The organism is Ramlibacter sp. GCM10027632, from assembly GCF_042675325.1.
Classification (GTDB): Bacteria; Pseudomonadota; Gammaproteobacteria; order Burkholderiales; family Burkholderiaceae_C; genus Ramlibacter.
The window spans coordinates 44,140-58,570 of the sequence record NZ_JBHTGW010000011.1 but is presented as its reverse complement, the minus strand read 5'-3'; the positions used below and the strand labels follow the sequence as shown (position 1 = coordinate 58,570).

Annotated in this window: 16 protein-coding genes; 6 read left to right on the top strand and 10 right to left on the bottom strand. The window is 72.6% G+C overall.

Going from position 1 to position 14,431, the window contains the following annotated elements:
* The first annotated feature begins 17 nt into the window (after positions 1-17).
* The 3 genes from ACFQZY_RS16145 (at position 18) to pth (ending at position 2,447) form a co-directional block, all read left to right on the top strand.
* Complete coding sequence (locus ACFQZY_RS16145) at positions 18-980, top strand: ribose-phosphate pyrophosphokinase (RefSeq protein ID WP_377417683.1); 963 nt, start codon at positions 18-20, stop codon at positions 978-980.
* A 94-nt stretch (positions 981-1,074) separates the two neighbouring features.
* The gene (locus ACFQZY_RS16140) at positions 1,075-1,701 is read left to right on the top strand and encodes a 50S ribosomal protein L25/general stress protein Ctc (protein ID WP_377417681.1); all 627 of its coding nucleotides are present in this window, start codon (positions 1,075-1,077) and stop codon (positions 1,699-1,701) included.
* A gap of 98 nt (positions 1,702-1,799) precedes the next feature.
* On the top strand, positions 1,800-2,447 hold the full coding sequence (pth, locus tag ACFQZY_RS16135; RefSeq protein ID WP_377417679.1) for an aminoacyl-tRNA hydrolase: 648 nt from the start codon (positions 1,800-1,802) through the stop codon (positions 2,445-2,447).
* Here pth and ACFQZY_RS16130 read toward each other — a convergent pair.
* The 5 genes from ACFQZY_RS16130 to ACFQZY_RS16110 form a co-directional block, all read right to left on the bottom strand.
* Positions 2,439-2,723 (bottom strand): YfhL family 4Fe-4S dicluster ferredoxin, encoded by a 285-nt coding sequence (locus ACFQZY_RS16130; protein ID WP_377417677.1) that lies wholly within the window; start codon positions 2,721-2,723, stop codon positions 2,439-2,441. The genes pth and ACFQZY_RS16130 overlap by 9 nt on opposite strands.
* Positions 2,724-2,823: 100 nt before the next feature.
* Positions 2,824-3,321, bottom strand: a complete 498-nt coding sequence (gene coaD, locus ACFQZY_RS16125; protein ID WP_377417675.1) for a pantetheine-phosphate adenylyltransferase — start codon at positions 3,319-3,321, stop codon at positions 2,824-2,826.
* Positions 3,322-3,347: 26 nt separating this feature from the next.
* Positions 3,348-3,950: a 16S rRNA (guanine(966)-N(2))-methyltransferase RsmD gene (gene rsmD, locus ACFQZY_RS16120; RefSeq protein ID WP_377417673.1), complete on the bottom strand. Its 603-nt coding sequence runs from the start codon at positions 3,948-3,950 to the stop codon at positions 3,348-3,350.
* Positions 3,951-4,161: 211 nt separating this feature from the next.
* Positions 4,162-5,556 carry a M16 family metallopeptidase gene (locus ACFQZY_RS16115; protein ID WP_377417858.1) on the bottom strand — a complete coding sequence of 465 codons (1,395 nt, stop codon included), beginning with the start codon at positions 5,554-5,556 and terminating at the stop codon, positions 4,162-4,164.
* 29 nt (positions 5,557-5,585) lie between these two features.
* Complete coding sequence (locus tag ACFQZY_RS16110; RefSeq protein WP_377417671.1) at positions 5,586-7,004, bottom strand: M16 family metallopeptidase; 1,419 nt, start codon at positions 7,002-7,004, stop codon at positions 5,586-5,588.
* A 29-nt stretch (positions 7,005-7,033) separates the two neighbouring features.
* Between ACFQZY_RS16110 and ftsY the strand changes: the two genes are divergently transcribed.
* Complete coding sequence (gene ftsY, locus ACFQZY_RS16105) at positions 7,034-8,326, top strand: signal recognition particle-docking protein FtsY (protein WP_377417669.1); 1,293 nt, start codon at positions 7,034-7,036, stop codon at positions 8,324-8,326.
* A 94-nt stretch (positions 8,327-8,420) separates the two neighbouring features.
* On the opposite strand, the gene phnE is transcribed toward ftsY, so the two are convergent.
* Genes phnE through ACFQZY_RS16085 form a run of 4 tightly spaced genes read right to left on the bottom strand, consistent with a single transcriptional unit; the run spans position 8,421 to position 11,853 of the window.
* Positions 8,421-9,266: a phosphonate ABC transporter, permease protein PhnE gene (phnE, locus tag ACFQZY_RS16100; protein ID WP_377417667.1), complete on the bottom strand. Its 846-nt coding sequence runs from the start codon at positions 9,264-9,266 to the stop codon at positions 8,421-8,423.
* Complete coding sequence (locus ACFQZY_RS16095) at positions 9,263-10,141, bottom strand: PhnE/PtxC family ABC transporter permease (protein WP_377417665.1); 879 nt, start codon at positions 10,139-10,141, stop codon at positions 9,263-9,265. Before ACFQZY_RS16095 ends, phnE begins: the two co-directional genes overlap by 4 nt.
* 4 nt (positions 10,142-10,145) lie before the next feature.
* Complete coding sequence (locus ACFQZY_RS16090) at positions 10,146-10,979, bottom strand: phosphonate ABC transporter ATP-binding protein (RefSeq protein WP_377417663.1); 834 nt, start codon at positions 10,977-10,979, stop codon at positions 10,146-10,148.
* Between the two features lie 7 nt (positions 10,980-10,986).
* The gene (locus tag ACFQZY_RS16085) at positions 10,987-11,853 is read right to left on the bottom strand and encodes a putative selenate ABC transporter substrate-binding protein (protein ID WP_377417661.1); all 867 of its coding nucleotides are present in this window, start codon (positions 11,851-11,853) and stop codon (positions 10,987-10,989) included.
* Positions 11,854-12,039: 186 nt separating this feature from the next.
* Between ACFQZY_RS16085 and senB the strand changes: the two genes are divergently transcribed.
* Positions 12,040-13,029, top strand: a complete 990-nt coding sequence (gene senB, locus ACFQZY_RS16080) for a selenoneine biosynthesis selenosugar synthase SenB (RefSeq protein WP_377417659.1) — start codon at positions 12,040-12,042, stop codon at positions 13,027-13,029.
* A complete protein-coding gene (gene selD, locus ACFQZY_RS16075) occupies positions 13,026-14,090 on the top strand; it encodes a selenide, water dikinase SelD (protein ID WP_377417657.1) in 1,065 nt (354 codons plus the stop codon). The genes senB and selD overlap by 4 nt, the downstream gene beginning before the upstream one ends.
* Here the strand turns inward: selD and cutA are convergent.
* Complete coding sequence (gene cutA, locus ACFQZY_RS16070) at positions 14,050-14,406, bottom strand: divalent-cation tolerance protein CutA (RefSeq protein WP_377417655.1); 357 nt, start codon at positions 14,404-14,406, stop codon at positions 14,050-14,052. The two genes, selD and cutA, sit on opposite strands and share 41 nt — an antisense overlap.
* Between the last annotated feature and the right edge of the window lie 25 nt (positions 14,407-14,431).

Genomic DNA, 14,431 nt, shown 5'->3' with positions numbered 1-14,431 from the left:
CATTCGCTGGCTCCGACATGCAGGCTGCTCCCACCCCCGATTTCATGGTTTTCACGGGCAATGCCAACCCGGGTCTGGCGTCCGAGATCGCCAGCCACCTCGGCATCACCCTGGGCGCCGCCTCCGTCGGCCGCTTCTCCGACGGTGAAGTGACCGTCGAGGTCAACACCAACGTCCGCGCCCGCGACGTCTTCGTGGTCCAGTCCACCTGCGCCCCCACGAACGAGAACCTGATGGAGCTGCTGATCATGGTCGACGCGCTCAAGCGCGCCTCGGCCGAACGCATCAGCGCCGTGATCCCCTACTTCGGCTACGCCCGCCAGGACCGCCGCCCGCGCTCGTCGCGCGTGCCGATCTCGGCCAAGGTCGTCGCCAACCTGCTGCAGACCGTGGGCGTCTCGCGCGTGCTGACGATGGATCTGCACGCCGACCAGATCCAGGGCTTCTTCGACATCCCGGTGGACAACATCTACGCGTCCCCCGTGCTGCTGTCGGACCTGCGCCAGAAGAACTACCCCGACCTGATCGTGGTCAGCCCGGACGTTGGCGGCGTGGTGCGCGCCCGCGCCCTGGCCAAGCAGCTGGGCACCGACCTGGCCATCATCGACAAGCGCCGCCCCAAGGCCAACGTCTCCGAGGTGATGCACGTGATCGGCGACATCGAGGGCCGCAACTGCGTGATCATGGACGACATGATCGACACCGCCGGCACCCTGGTGAAGGCGGCCGAGGTGCTCAAGGAGCGCGGCGCCAAGAGCGTGTACGCCTACTGCACGCACCCGATCTTCTCGGGCCCGGCCATCGAGCGCATCTCCAAGGGCGAGGCCCTGGACGAAGTCGTCGTGACCAACACCATCCCGCTGTCCGACGCCGCCAAGGCGTGCAGCAAGATCCGCCAGCTCTCCGTGGCACCGCTGATCGCGCAGACGATCTCGCGCATTGCCCGAGGCGAGTCGGTCATGAGCCTGTTCTCGGAGTAAGTCCCTTACTTCGAGGCTTTCCCGGCCTCCCGTGAGGGAGGCCTTTTGCAACCCGGGTCACACTGGTCGCGGTGGACCCAAGATGGAGTCAACTATGAAATTCGTCGCTTTCGAGCGCGCCAAGCAGGGTACGGGTGCGAGCCGCCGTCTGCGCATCGCCGGCAAGACGCCCGGCATCGTCTACGGTGGCGAGGGCCAGCCGCAACTGGTCGAGATCGACCACAACGCCCTGTGGCACGCCCTGAAGAAGGAAGCCTTCCACTCCTCCATCCTCGAGATGGAACTGGGCGGCGCCACCACCAAGGTCCTGCTGCGTGACGTGCAGTACCACCCCTTCAAGCAGCTGGTGCTGCACGTGGACTTCCAGAAGGTCGACGCCAAGACCAAGCTGCACATGAAGGTGCCGGTCCACTACGTGAAGGCCGAGGAGTCCCAGGCCGTCAAGTTCGAGCACTGCGTGGTGAACCACGTCATCTCCGAGCTGGAAATCGCCTGCCTGCCCGCCGACCTGCCCGAGTTCATCGAGGTCGACCTGTCCGGCCTGAAGAAGGGCATGTCCCTGCACCTGGACGACATCCAGCTGCCCAAGGGCGTGACCGCCGTCACCCACGGCAAGAAGAACCCGGCGCTGATCTCGCTGGTGTCCACCGTCGTCGAGGAAGCCCCGGCCGCCGAAGCCGCTCCCGCAGCCGACGCCAAGCCGGCCAAGGGCAAGAAGTAATCCTTCGCCCCCGGCATGCACAAGGGCCCGCTCGCGCGGGCCCTTGTCGTTTGGGGCCGCCGCCGGCGCGGCCCGCATCTCGTTTCTAATACCGCACCATGATCAAGCTGTTCGTCGGCCTGGGCAACCCGGGCACCGAGTACGAGGCCACGCGCCACAACGCCGGCTTCTGGTGGATCGACGCCATGGCGCGCGACCTCAAGCTGAACCTCGTGCCCGAGCGCAGCTACCACGGCCTGGTGGCGCGCGCCAGCGTGCACGGCCACACCCTGTGGCTGCTGGAGCCGCAGACCTACATGAACCTCTCGGGCAAGTCGGTGGCGGCGCTGGCGCGCTTCTACAAGATCACGCCGCAGGAGATCCTGGTGGTGCACGACGAGCTCGACGTGCCGCCCGGCCAGGCCAAGCTGAAGTTCGGCGGCGGCCACGGCGGCCACAACGGCCTGCGGGACATCCACGCGCAGCTGGGCACCCCGGACTACTGGCGCCTGCGCCTGGGCATCGGCCATCCGGGCGTGAAGGCCGAGGTGGTGAACTGGGTGCTGAAGAAGCCCGCGCCGGACCAGCGCGAGGCGATCGAGGCCTGCGTCGACCGCACGCTCAAGGCCGTGCCGGCGCTGATCGCGGGCGAGATGGAGAAGGCCACGCTGCTGGTGCACACGCACAAGGCGCCGCGGCCGAAGCCGCCGCGGCCCGAAACGCCCGCGCCCTCCCCGGCCGGCACGCCGGGCGCCGCCTCAGGCTGACGGAGATCCCTTGCCCGGGACCGCCGCCGCGGCGGCGGTCAGGCGCTGGTACTTGCGCCAGAGGGTGTCGCGGTCCTCGACATGCTCGGGATTGACCGGGATGCACTCCACCGGGCAGACCTGCACGCACTGCGGCTCGTCGAAGTGGCCCACGCACTCGGTGCACTTGGCCGGGTCGATCTGGTAGATCTCGGGCCCGAGGAAGATCGCCTCGTTGGGGCACTCGGGCTCGCACACGTCGCAGTTGATGCACTCGTCGGTGATCATCAGGGCCATGTGCAGTTCCTCCGGTTCATGAGCCCGTGATTATCCCCCGCCGGCATGCCCCCGCCGGCGTGAGGCACATGAGCCGCAGGGCCGGCGGCAGGCCCCGCGGTCACCCCTTGAGGGCGCGCACCTTCTCCATCAGCCGCGCCTGGATCGCGGGCGAAACGAACTTGTCGACCTCACCGCCGAGCGTGGCGATCTCGCGCACCAGGGTGCTGGAGATGAACTGGTACTTGTCGCCGGGCGTGAGGAAGACGGTCTCCACGTCGGGCATGAGGTGGCGGTTCATGCCGGCGAGCTGGAATTCGTAATCGAAGTCGGTGACCGCGCGCAGGCCGCGCACCATGGCCTTGCCGTTGTGGGCGACGACGAAGTCGCGCACCAGGCCGCTGAAGCTCTCCACCGAGACCTGCGGCCAGGGACTGACGGCCTCGCGCGCCATCGCCAGCCGCTCCTCGAGCGTGAACAGGGTCTTCTTGTGGTGGCCCGCGGCGACGGCGACGATGACCTTGTCGAACAGTTGCGCCGTGCGGCGGATCACGTCCTCATGGCCCAGGGTCATGGGGTCGAACGTGCCGGGGTAGACGGCGATCACGGGTTTGGCCATGGGGGTGTCTCCTGCGTGAAGCGAAATCAGGGGGCCGGTGCCTCGTCGGCCCGCCGCACCAGGTGGGCGTGGACCGCGCCGGCCTTGAGGTGGCGCTCGACCCGCAGGCCGAAGGGCGCCAGGGCCGCGTCGTCCCAGGCCGAGGGCGACTCCAGGTACAGCCAGCCGCCGGCGCGCAGGGCGGGAGCGGCGGCGGCCAGGGCCTTGTCGTAGAGGCCGGCATCGAAGGGGGGGTCGAGCAGCACCAGGTCGCAGCGGCCGGCGCCCAGGCGCTGCAGCACGCTGATGGCGTTGCCCCGCTCCACGGTGACGACGCCGGCGGCGCCCTCGAGCCGCTGGACCAGGGCCCGCAGGGCATCGACCTGGGCCGCCTCCTGCTCCACGAGCAGCACCTTGGCCGCGCCGCGCGAGGCGGCCTCCAGGCCGAGCGCGCCGGTGCCGGCGAAGGCATCGACCACCTCCCAGCCGCCGAGGTCCTGGCCGAGCCAGTTGAACAGGGTCTCGCGCACGCGGTCGGGCGTGGGCCGCAGGCCGGGGCGGTCGGCCACGGGCAGCTTGGTGCGTTTCCACTGGCCGCCGATGATGCGCACCTCGTGCGGCGCCCGGCGGGAAGGAGAGGGAGCAGGCATGGGCCGAGAGCTTAAGCGCAAACCAGGGGGCCCAAAAAAAACGCGGCCGAAGCCGCGTGTGGAGTCTGCCTCTTCTCTCTTTCTCTCTTCTGCTCCCTTACTCTCTTTCGGTGCGTGACAGCACAGGCCCGGATTGTGTCGGGCCGCGCGGATCGAACAACAACAGAAGCTGTCGGCCCCGACCGGCGGAACGGGCCGGCCCCCTGGAGGCTCAGCGTGTGGAGGATTGCACGACGGGCGCGCCGCCGACGATCACGGTGACCATGCGGTCAGGCTGCAGCTTGCGCTGGAAGGCGGCGCGCACGTCGGCCACGGTGACGGCCTCGACACGGCGGGTCCAGGTCTGCAGGTAGTCCAGCGGCAGGTCGTACCAGGCCATCGCCGAGACGTTGTCCAGCAGCTTGCGGTTGCTGTCGATGCGCAGGGCGAAGCCGCCGACCAGGTTGTCCTTGGCCGCCTGCAGCTCGGCGGCCGTGGGGCCGTCGGCGACGAAGCGGGCCACCACGTCGCGCGCCACCTGCACCGCCTGCTGGGCCTGGTCCGGCCGGGTCTGCAGGCCGACGAAGAAGGCGCCCGCGTGCAGGCCCGGCGAGAAGCTGCTGTAGACGCTGTAGGACAGCCCGCGCTTCTCGCGCACCTCGGTCGACAGGCGCGAGACGAAGCCGCCGCCGCCGAGGATGTAGTTGCCCACCAGCATGGGGAAGGCGTCGGGGTCGCTGCGCTTGTAGCCCGGCTGGCCCATGAAGACATGGGCCTGGGCCGAGTCGAAGGGGATGTCGCGCCGCACCGGCGCGGCCAGGGGCGCGACCTCGGGCACGGCGGGCAGCGCCTGGCAGGCGCCGGCCTCCGAGGGCGCGGGCAGGCGCGCCAGCAGCGCGCCGGCCAGGCGGTCGGCCTGCTCGCGCGAGACCGCGCCGACGATGGTGATGCGAGCCTGGCAGGCCTGCACGTGGCGCGCGTGGAAGGCGCGCATGTCGTCGACCGAGACCGTGGCGAGGGACTCCTCCGTCGTCTCGCCGCCATAGGGATGGCTGCCGAACACCGCGGGCATGAAGGCCCGGCCCGCCACGGTGGCCGGCCGCGTGAGCGACTCGCGCAGCGAGGCGACGGTGCGTGCGCGGTCACGCTCCCACACCGCGGCCGGGAACGAAGGCTCGCCGATCTGGCGCGCGGCCAGCGCCACGGCCCGCGCGAGCAGGTCGGGGTCGGTCAGCGAACGGATGAAGAAACTCATGCGGTCGCCGCCGGCCTCGGCGTCGAAGCTGGCGCCGAGGTCGGCCCAGGCCTCGCCGAGGCGGTTCTCGTCCATCGCGGCGTCGAAGGGCGACGGCGGCTGCTCCGCGCCGCGGCGCGGGTCGCGCGCGGCCAGCCCCTTCTCAAGCAGGTTGGCGGTGAAGTTGGCCAGGGCGGGCTTGCCCGCGGGGTCGCGGCGGGTGCCGGCGTCGAAATCGAGCTGGATGTCGACCATCGGCAGGACGCGGCTCTCCACGAGGTAGATGCGCGCGCCGCCGGGCTGGGTCCAGTGCTGGATCGGCAGCATCGCGAAGGCGAGCGCGGGTCCGCACAGGGCCGTGGCGGCGAGCAGGAGGCGCAGGGCGCGGGTCATTGCGGTCACGGGGCGGTTTCCTCGGGCGTTCAATGGCGCAGGCCGGACGGCGCCGTGCGGGGGCGGCTGGCCGCGCCCTCGCGCGGCATCGGGCGCAGGTAGCCCACGGTGAGCTGGTCGTCGCCGAAGTAGCGCGCGGCCACCGACTGCACCTGGGCCGCCGTGACCTCACGCAGGCGGCGGATCAACTGCTCGTTGGCATCCAGGGGCAGGCCCAGCGTCCAGTAGATGCCCAGCTCGCGGGCCTGGCCGAAGATGGAGTCGAGCTTGTAGACCTCGGCCGAGATCCAGCGGGTCTTGACCCGCTGCAGCTCGGCCTCGGTCACGCCGTCGCGGGCGATGCGCGCGACCTGCTCGCGCAGCGCCGCCTCGACCTGCTCCGGGGTCTTGCCGGTGGCCGGCACGCCGGTGAGCGCGAAGACCTGCGGGCCGCGGCCCCACAGGCCGTTGCTCGCGCCGACGCTGTCGGCGACGCGATCCGGGCCCTGCGTGAGGGCGCGGTCCAGGCGCGCGCCGGGGTAGCCGTCGAGGATGCCGGCCAGCACCGTCAGGGCGATGGCGTCGTCATGCGCCGCGCCCGCTTCCAGCGAGGCCAGCTTCGGCACCTTGTACTGCATGGCCACGAAGGCCTGGTCCGCCGGCACCCGGACCTCGACGCGGCGCAGGCCGGCCTGCGGCGGCTCCGCCAGCGGCTTGCGCGCGGGCACCGGGCCAGCGGGGATGCGGCCGTAATGCCGTTCAGCCATGCGCAGCACCTGCGCCGGGTCGACGTCACCGACCACCACCACCGCGGCGTTGGCCGGCACGTACCAGCGGTGGTAGAACGCGCGCACCTCCTCGGGCGTGAGCGCCTCGAGGTCCGTCATCCAGCCGATGATGGGACGGCGGTAAGGCGACACCGTCCACACCGCGGCATTCATCACCTCGAAGAAGCGGCTGCGGGGTTGGTCCTCCACGCGCAAGCGGCGCTCCTCCTTGACGACCTCGAGCTCGCGGCGGAATTCGTCGTCGGGCCACTGGTTGTTGGCGAAGCGGTCGGCCTCCAGGCGCATCACCTCCTCGAGCTTTGCCACCGGGATCTGCTCGTGGTAGCCGGTCACGTCACGCGTGGTGAAGGCGTTGTCGCGGCCGCCCAGGGCGGCGATGCGGCGCGAGTACTCGCCGGGCTTGAGCGAGCGCGTGCCCTTGAACAGCATGTGCTCCAGCACGTGGGCGATGCCGCTGGCGCCGTCCACCTCGTCGATGGAGCCCACGCGCACCCACAGCATGTGGATCGCGGTGGGTGCGCGCCGGTCGGGCTTGACCACCAGGGTCATGCCGTTGGACAGCGTGAAGCGGGAGATGGGGACAGGAGCCTCGGCAGGCGGCGCGGTGGACGCAGGGGCCGGGCCGATGAAACCCAGCGAGAGGCTACAGGCGAGGAGCAGGCGCTTGAGGAGCGGTTTCATAGAATCCTGAGAGTTCTCCAAGCTTATCGATGTTCAGTTTCTTCCGGAAAAAACCCCCGGCGCCGGTACCCGCGCCAGAAGCCTCGGCTGTCGCATCCGCGACGCCCGCGCCCGCGGCCGTGCCTTCCGCGCCGGCCCCCGGGGCCGCGCCCGCACCTGCAGCTGCCGCCGCGCCTGGGCCCGCGCCGTCCGGGGTCGCCCCCGCACCCGGGCCCGGCCCGACACCTGGCCTGGAGGCCACCCCGGCGGCGGCAGCCCCGGCGCCCGCCGCGACTGATGCACCGGCGGCCCCCGTCGTCCCTGCCGGCGGCAGCCTGATCGGCAGCGCGCTGGTGCGCGCCATGGACCTGCCCGCCCCGGCGGCGGCGCCCGCGGCGCCCGCGGCGCCGGTAGCCGCGGCGCGCCAGGGCTGGTTCAGCCGCCTGAGCGCCGGCCTGCGCAAGACCGGCTCCAGCCTGACCCAGGTCTTCACCGGCGGCCAGATCGACGACACCCTGTACGAGGAGCTCGAGACCGCCCTGCTGCTGGCGGACACCGGCGTGCAGGCCACCGAGTGGCTGCTCGCCGAGGTCAAGCGCAAGGTCGCCTCGACCGGCGCGACGCGCCCGGTGCAGGTCAAGAACATCCTGGCCGACGTGCTCGCGCAGCTGCTCACGCCGCTGCAGAAACCGCTGGTGATCGGCGAGCAGCAGCCCACCGTGATCATGGTCGCCGGCGTCAACGGCGCGGGCAAGACCACCTCCATCGGCAAGCTCACCAAGCACCTCGCCGACGAGGGCGCCTCGGTGCTGCTGGCGGCGGCCGACACCTTCCGCGCCGCGGCGCGCGAGCAGCTGGCGATCTGGGCCGACCGCAACACGGTGGAGATCGTGAGCCAGGCCGGCGGCGACCCGGCGGCGGTGAGCTTCGACGCGGTGAGCGCGGGCCGGGCGCGCGGCAAGGACGTGGTCCTGGTCGACACCGCCGGGCGCCTGCCGACGCAGCTGCACCTCATGGAGGAACTGAAGAAGATCAAGCGCGTCGTGCAGAAGGCGGATGCCACCGCCCCCCACGAGGTGCTGCTGGTCATCGACGGCAACACCGGCCAGAACGCGCTCGCCCAGGTCAAGGCCTTCGACGCCGCGCTGGGCCTCACCGGCCTGGTGGTGACCAAGCTCGACGGCACTGCCAAGGGCGGCGTGCTCGCCGCCATCGCACAGTGGGGCGCGGGCCGCGCCGGCGGCCCGGTGCCGGTGTACTTCATCGGCGTGGGCGAGAAGCTCGAGGACCTCGAGACCTTCAGCGCCCGCGAGTTCGCCTCCGCCCTCCTCGGGCAGGACTGAGCGCCGCGCGGCGCCGGCCCGCACCGGGCTGGCGCGCGCCCCTTGGGGCGCAGCGACGCACACGCAGCGACGCACGCTGCGGGCCGGGAGGTCCTCAGCGCGAGAGCGCCTGGCGCGCCAGGTAGCTGAGGGCGTCGACCAGCAGGACCTGCACCAGCATGGCCGCCAGCACCGAGGCGGTCTCGGCCATCTGGAACAGGCCCAGGTGGAAGGCCAGCATCTGGCCCAGGCCGCCCGCGCCGACCACGCCCAGGACGGCGGCGGCGCGGATGTTGTTCTCCCAGCGATACAGCGTGTAGCTCAGAAGCTGCGGCAGCACCTGCGGCAGGGTGGCGTACAGCAGCACCCGGCCCTCGGGCACGCCGCGCACGCGCAGCGCGAAGGCCGGCCCCCCGGGCGCGTTCTCGATGGCCTCGGCGAACAGGCGCCCCAGCACGCCGGCGGTGTGCAGCGCCAGGGCCAGCGTGCCCGCCATCGGGCCGAGGCCGGCGGCCACCAGCAGCAGCGCCGCCCACATCAGCTCGGGCACGCTGCGCAGCGCATTCAGCAGCAGGCGGCTGGCGCCGCGCCAGCGCGCCGGGTCGTCAGCATGGGTGCGGCTGGCGGGCAGGGCCAGCAACAGGCCGCCCGCGACGGCGAGCAGCGTGCCGACGATGGACATCGCCAGCGTCTCCAGCGTGGCCGGCAGCAGCCTGGCGAGGAAGCGCGGCTCGAGGCTGGGCGTGAGCAGCTCGCCGAGGAAGCGGCCCATGCGCCGCATCGCGTCGGCGGAGAGGAACTTCGCCCACTGCAGGTCCAGCGACCAGAAGCTGGCGACGACCAGCGCCACGAGGCCCAGCATGAACCAGCAGGCCTTGCAGCGCGCGTCGAACAGCGGCGGCGGCAGCCGCCAGGTCTCGTTGGCGGCGCGCGGCAGCGGGGGCCTGACCGGGTCCGTCATCCCAGCACCCGCCGCAGGAAGGACGAGAGGCGGTCGGTCAGCGCCACCAGGGCGACGAAGACCCCCAGCAGCGTGGCCACCTCGGAGCCGTTGAACATCTTCATCGAGTTGTCCATCTGCTGCCCCAGCCCGCCCGCGCCGACGAAGCCGAGGACCGCGGAGGAGCGGATCGCGCACTCCCACCGGTAGACCGTGTAGCTCGTGAGCTCCGCGGCGTTCTGCGGCAGCAGGCCGTAAAAGAAAGCCTGCAGGCGGCCGGCGCCGTTGCGAAGCAGGGCGGTGGCCGCCTGCGCCTCGCCGCTCTCCAGGATCTCGCCATAGACCTTGCCCAGCATGCCGCCGTAGGTCAGCGCGATGGCGAACACGCCGGCGGTGGGCCCCAGGCCCACCACGCGCACGAACACCAGGGCCCAGATCAGTTCGGGAACGCTGCGCAGGATGACCAGCACCGCGCGCACGCACCAGCGCGCCAGCGCCGGCCCGGCGGCCATGCGGCCGGCCAGCGCGGAGACTGACAGCGTGCGCACCGACAGCAGCGACAGCGGGATCGCCAGCGCCAGCCCCAGCACCAGGCCGGCGGTGGCGATGGCCACGGTGCGCCAGGTCTCGCGCACCACCAGGGCGAGGAACTCGCCGTCCACGCGCGGCGGGAAGAAGTCGGCGAGGAAGCGCAGCGCGGGGCGCAGGCTGTCCTCGGACAGCAGGGTCCAGGGCTTGAACTCGGCCAGCACCAGCAGCGGCCACAAGACCACCCCGGCCGCGAGCAGCAGGGCCAGGCGCCCGCGCCAGGCGGGGTCGCGGCGCGCGGGCGAGAGGGCCAGGCGGGTCGCGGCCCCGGGGGGGCGCGAGCCGGCGCGGGACGGTCCGGCGCTCATGGCCTCACCGGCACTGCATCACCACCGGCGCGGGACCGGCCGGGGGCGGCGGCTCGTGCGGCGGCGCGGGGTGCTCGAGCTCGTCGAGGTGGTGGGCGTACAGCGCCCGCAGGCGCGCGGGCGTGACCTCGGCGCTGGGCAGGTCGAACTGCAGGCGGCCGTCGGCCAGGCCCAGGATGCGCGGGAAGCTGCGCAGCGCCATCGGCACGTCGTGCAGGGTGCACACCAGGGTGGCGCCCTGCTCGCGCGCCGCGCCGGTGAGCGTGGCCATGGCCTGCGCGGCGCGCGCCGGGTCCAGCGCCGACAGCGGCTCGTCCACCAGCAGCAGCCGCGGGTGCGCCACCAGGGCGCGGGCCAGGCCCACGCGCTGGCGCTCGCCGCCGGAGAGGCGGTCGACCCGCGCGAACAGCTTGTCGTCGAGGTCGAAGGCCGCGAGCGCGGCCTCGGCTTCGGGAATGGCCGTGGGGTAGAACAGGCTGCGCAGGCTGTGCCACAGCCCGATGCGGGGCAGGCGGCCGGCCAGCACCGCGGTCACCACGCGCTGGCGCGGCGGCAGCGGCGGCACCTGGGGCGCGAGGAACAGCGCGCCGCGCAGCCGGCGCAGGTCGCCCGCGGGCAGCGACCAGGGGTCGCGCCCGTCCAGGCGCAGCGTGCCCGAGGCCGGCCGCAGCGCGCAGGCCAGGGCGTGAAGCAACGAGGTCTTGCCCGCGCCCGAGGGGCCGATCACGGCCAGCTGCTCGCCCGGCTCGACGCGCAGCGCCAGCGGGTGCAGCGCGGGCGCCGCGCCGCGCGCGGCGCCGGGGTGGCGCACCGACAGGGCGTCGAGCTCGAGGCGCACGCGCGGCTTACTTCAGCAGGCCGGCGTTGCGGGCCGCGGCCTCGATGCCCTTGTAGTTCTCGGCCCTGGTGGCCACGAACTTCGTCGCGCGCTGCAGCTCGAGGATGTCCCTGCCCTCGGGCGTGGCACGGGACAGGTCGAGGAAGGCCCGGGCCAGCTTCTCGCGCTGGGCGGCGGGCATGTCGGCGTGGACCGTCCAGTTGTAGTCGTAGTACGGCGGCGTGGTGTGGAACACGCGCACCTTGGCCGGGGCGACCTTCTTGTCGGCGACCAGCTTCTCCCAGACCGAGATGTTCAGCGCGCCGGCGTCGACCTTGCCCGAGGCCACGGCGGCCACGGTGGCGTCGTGCGCGCCGGAATAGGCGACGCGCTTGAGGTCCTTCTCCGGGTCCACGCCGCCGGCCAGCAGGAAGCTGCGCGGCATCAGGTGGCCGGAGGTGGACGACTGCGAGCCGAAGCTCAGGGTCTTGCCCTTGAGGTCGGCCAGCGCCTTGATCCTGTCGTCGGTGGTGATGAAGACCGAGCGGAACTTCTCGTCCTCCTCGCGCTGCACCAGCGGGACGACCTTGCCGCCCGAGCGGTGCAGGGCCTGCACGAAAGTGAAGCCGCCGTACCAGGCCATGTCGACCTGCTGGTTGGCCAGCGCCTCGACCGCGGCGGCGTAGTCGGTGACGGGGGTGTATTCGACCTTCATGCCCAGTCGCTGCTCGAGGTACTTGACCAGGGGCGCGGCCTTGCGGGCCAGCTCGGTGGGCGACTCGTCGGGGATGGCGGTGATGCGGAAGGTGCGGGCCTGCGCGAAGGCCGGCGAGGACAGGCCGGCTGCGGCCAGGCATGCGGCGGCCAGGACGGCGCGCCGTTGGATCGTGGACATGGGTTTCTCCGTGGATACCGGGTGTGTGAAGGCGCCCGGAAGCCGCTATTAGAACCGATGCCGGGAACACGGCATCGCGCGGTCCGGCGCGGTCCGGCGCGGTCCGGCGCGGTCCGGCGCGGTCCGGCGAGGGCGGCGCGCGGGCGCATGCCGGGAGCGCCTGGCGCGAGCGCGTATAAACGCCCGGTGCCACGCCCCTCCATCGCCCTCGTCAGCCCCGCCCTCGAAGATGCCAACAACGGCAACTGGCGCACCGCCAAGCGCTGGCGCCAGCTGCTCGCGCGCACGCACAACGTGCGCATCCTCACCCACTGGCCCGACGAACACGCCGAGCGCGACGTCGCCCTGCTGGCCCTGCACGCGCGGCGCTCGTCCGCGGCGATCCGCGCCTGGGACAAGGCCCGCGGCCCGCAGGGCCTGGCCGTCGTCCTCACCGGCACGGACCTGTACCACGACATCTTCAGCGACCGCCGCGCCAAGCAGTCGCTGGAGTCCGCGCAGCGCCTGGTGGTGCTGCAGGAGCAGGGCCTGCAGGCCCTGCCGCCGCCGGTGCGCGCCAAGGCCCGCGTGATCTACCAGTCCGCCCCGGCCAGCGCGCCCAAGGCGAAATCGCCGCGCCTGCTGCGGGCGGTGATGGTGGGCCACATGCGCTCGGTCAAGAGCCCGCAGACGCTGATGCAGGCAGCGCGCCAGCTCGAGGGCCGCAACGACATCCGCATCGACCACATCGGCGAGGCGCTCGATCCGGAGTGGGCCGAAGCCGCCATCCGCACCGAGGTGGACGTGCCCACCTACCGCTGGCTCGGCGGGCTCTCGCACGCGCGCGCCCGCCTGGCGATCGCCCGCGCCCATGTGCTGGTGATCACCAGCGCCATGGAGGGCGGCGCCCATGTGGTGCTCGAGGCGGTGCGCAGCGGCACGCCGGTGCTGGCCTCGCGGGTGGGCGGCAACGTCGGCATGCTCGGCGCCGACTACGCCGGCTACTTCCCGCATGACGATGCGGCCCGCCTGGCCGCCCTGCTGCGCGAATGCCGCGACACCCAGGCGGACCCGGCCGGCCTGCTGGCCCGCCTGCGCGGACAATGTGCACTTCGCGCGCCGCTGTTCGAGCCCGAGGCCGAGCGCGCCGCCCTGCTCCAACTCCTCCAGGACCTCCAGGATCCCGCCACACCATGAACGCCACGACCCCGCCCACCGAACCGCGCCTGACCTCCCTCTCGCATGGCGGCGGCTGCGGCTGCAAGATCGCCCCGGGCGTGCTCTCCGAGATCCTCAAGGGCACCGGCGGCATGCCGCTGCCCCCCGAACTGCTGGTGGGCATCGAGACCGCAGACGACGCCGCCGTCTACCAGCTCAATGACGACCAGGCGCTGATCGCCACCACCGACTTCTTCATGCCCATCGTCGACGACCCGTTCGACTTCGGGCGCATCGCCGCGACCAACGCCATCTCCGACGTCTACGCCATGGGCGGCCGCCCGATCATGGCGCTGGCCCTGGTGGGCATGCCGGTGAGCGTGCTGTCCACCGCCACCATCGGCCGCATCCTGGAGGGCGGCCAGTCGGTGTGCCGCGCCGCCGGCATCCCGATCGCGGGCGGCCACACCATCGACTCGGTCGAGCCGATCTACGGCCTGGTGGCCCTGGGCCTGGTGCACCCCAAGCAGGTCAAGCGCAACGCCGACGCCCGCGCCGGCGACCGGCTGGTCCTGGGCAAGCCCCTGGGCGTGGGCGTGCTGTCCGCCGCCCTGAAGAAGGAGCAGCTCGACGCCGCCGGCTACGCCCGCATGATCGAGACCACCACCCGCCTGAACACCCCCGGCCCCGAGCTGGCGGCCCTGCCCGGCGTGCATGCGCTCACCGACGTCACCGGCTTCGGCCTGGCCGGCCACGCGCTGGAGCTGGCGCGCGGCGCCGGCGTCGGCATCACGCTGGACTGGGCGAAGGTGCCGGTGCTGCCCGGGGTGGAGGCGCTGGCGCGCGCCGGCTTCGTCACCGGGGCGTCGGGCCGCAACTGGGCGGGCTATGGCACCGAGGTCGGCCTGCCGGCCGGCTTCGATCCCGCCCACCAGGCCCTGCTGTCCGACCCGCAGACCAGCGGCGGCCTGCTGGTCTCGTGCGAGCCGGGCGCGGTGGACGCCGTGCTGGCCACCTTCCGACGCCACGGCTTCGACGCCGCCGCGGTGGTGGGCGAGGTCACGCCGGCGGGTTCGGAACCGCGCCTGCAGGTGCGCTGACCTCCCCGCGCACCCATTCGGCATAGGCCGCGCCGGCCTCCATCGCCTGCCACAGGACCTGGGGCAGGTCGTACGGGTGGTGGTCGGCCAGGAAGGCCTCCACCGCCAGCCGCAGCCCCGGCAGGGTCTTGGCCGTGAGCCGCCACTCCGGGTCGGCCTGGACCGTCCCCTGCCAGCGGTAATGGGAGACCAGCCCCGCCTCCACCTGCACGCAGGCGGCCAGGCGGGCGGCCAGCAGGCCCTGGGCGAGGCGGCCGGCGTCGGCCTCGCTGGCGACGGTGGTGGTCAGGCTCAGGATGCAGGTGTCGGGCGTCATGGCGTAGGGAACTCGGCTGTTAGCA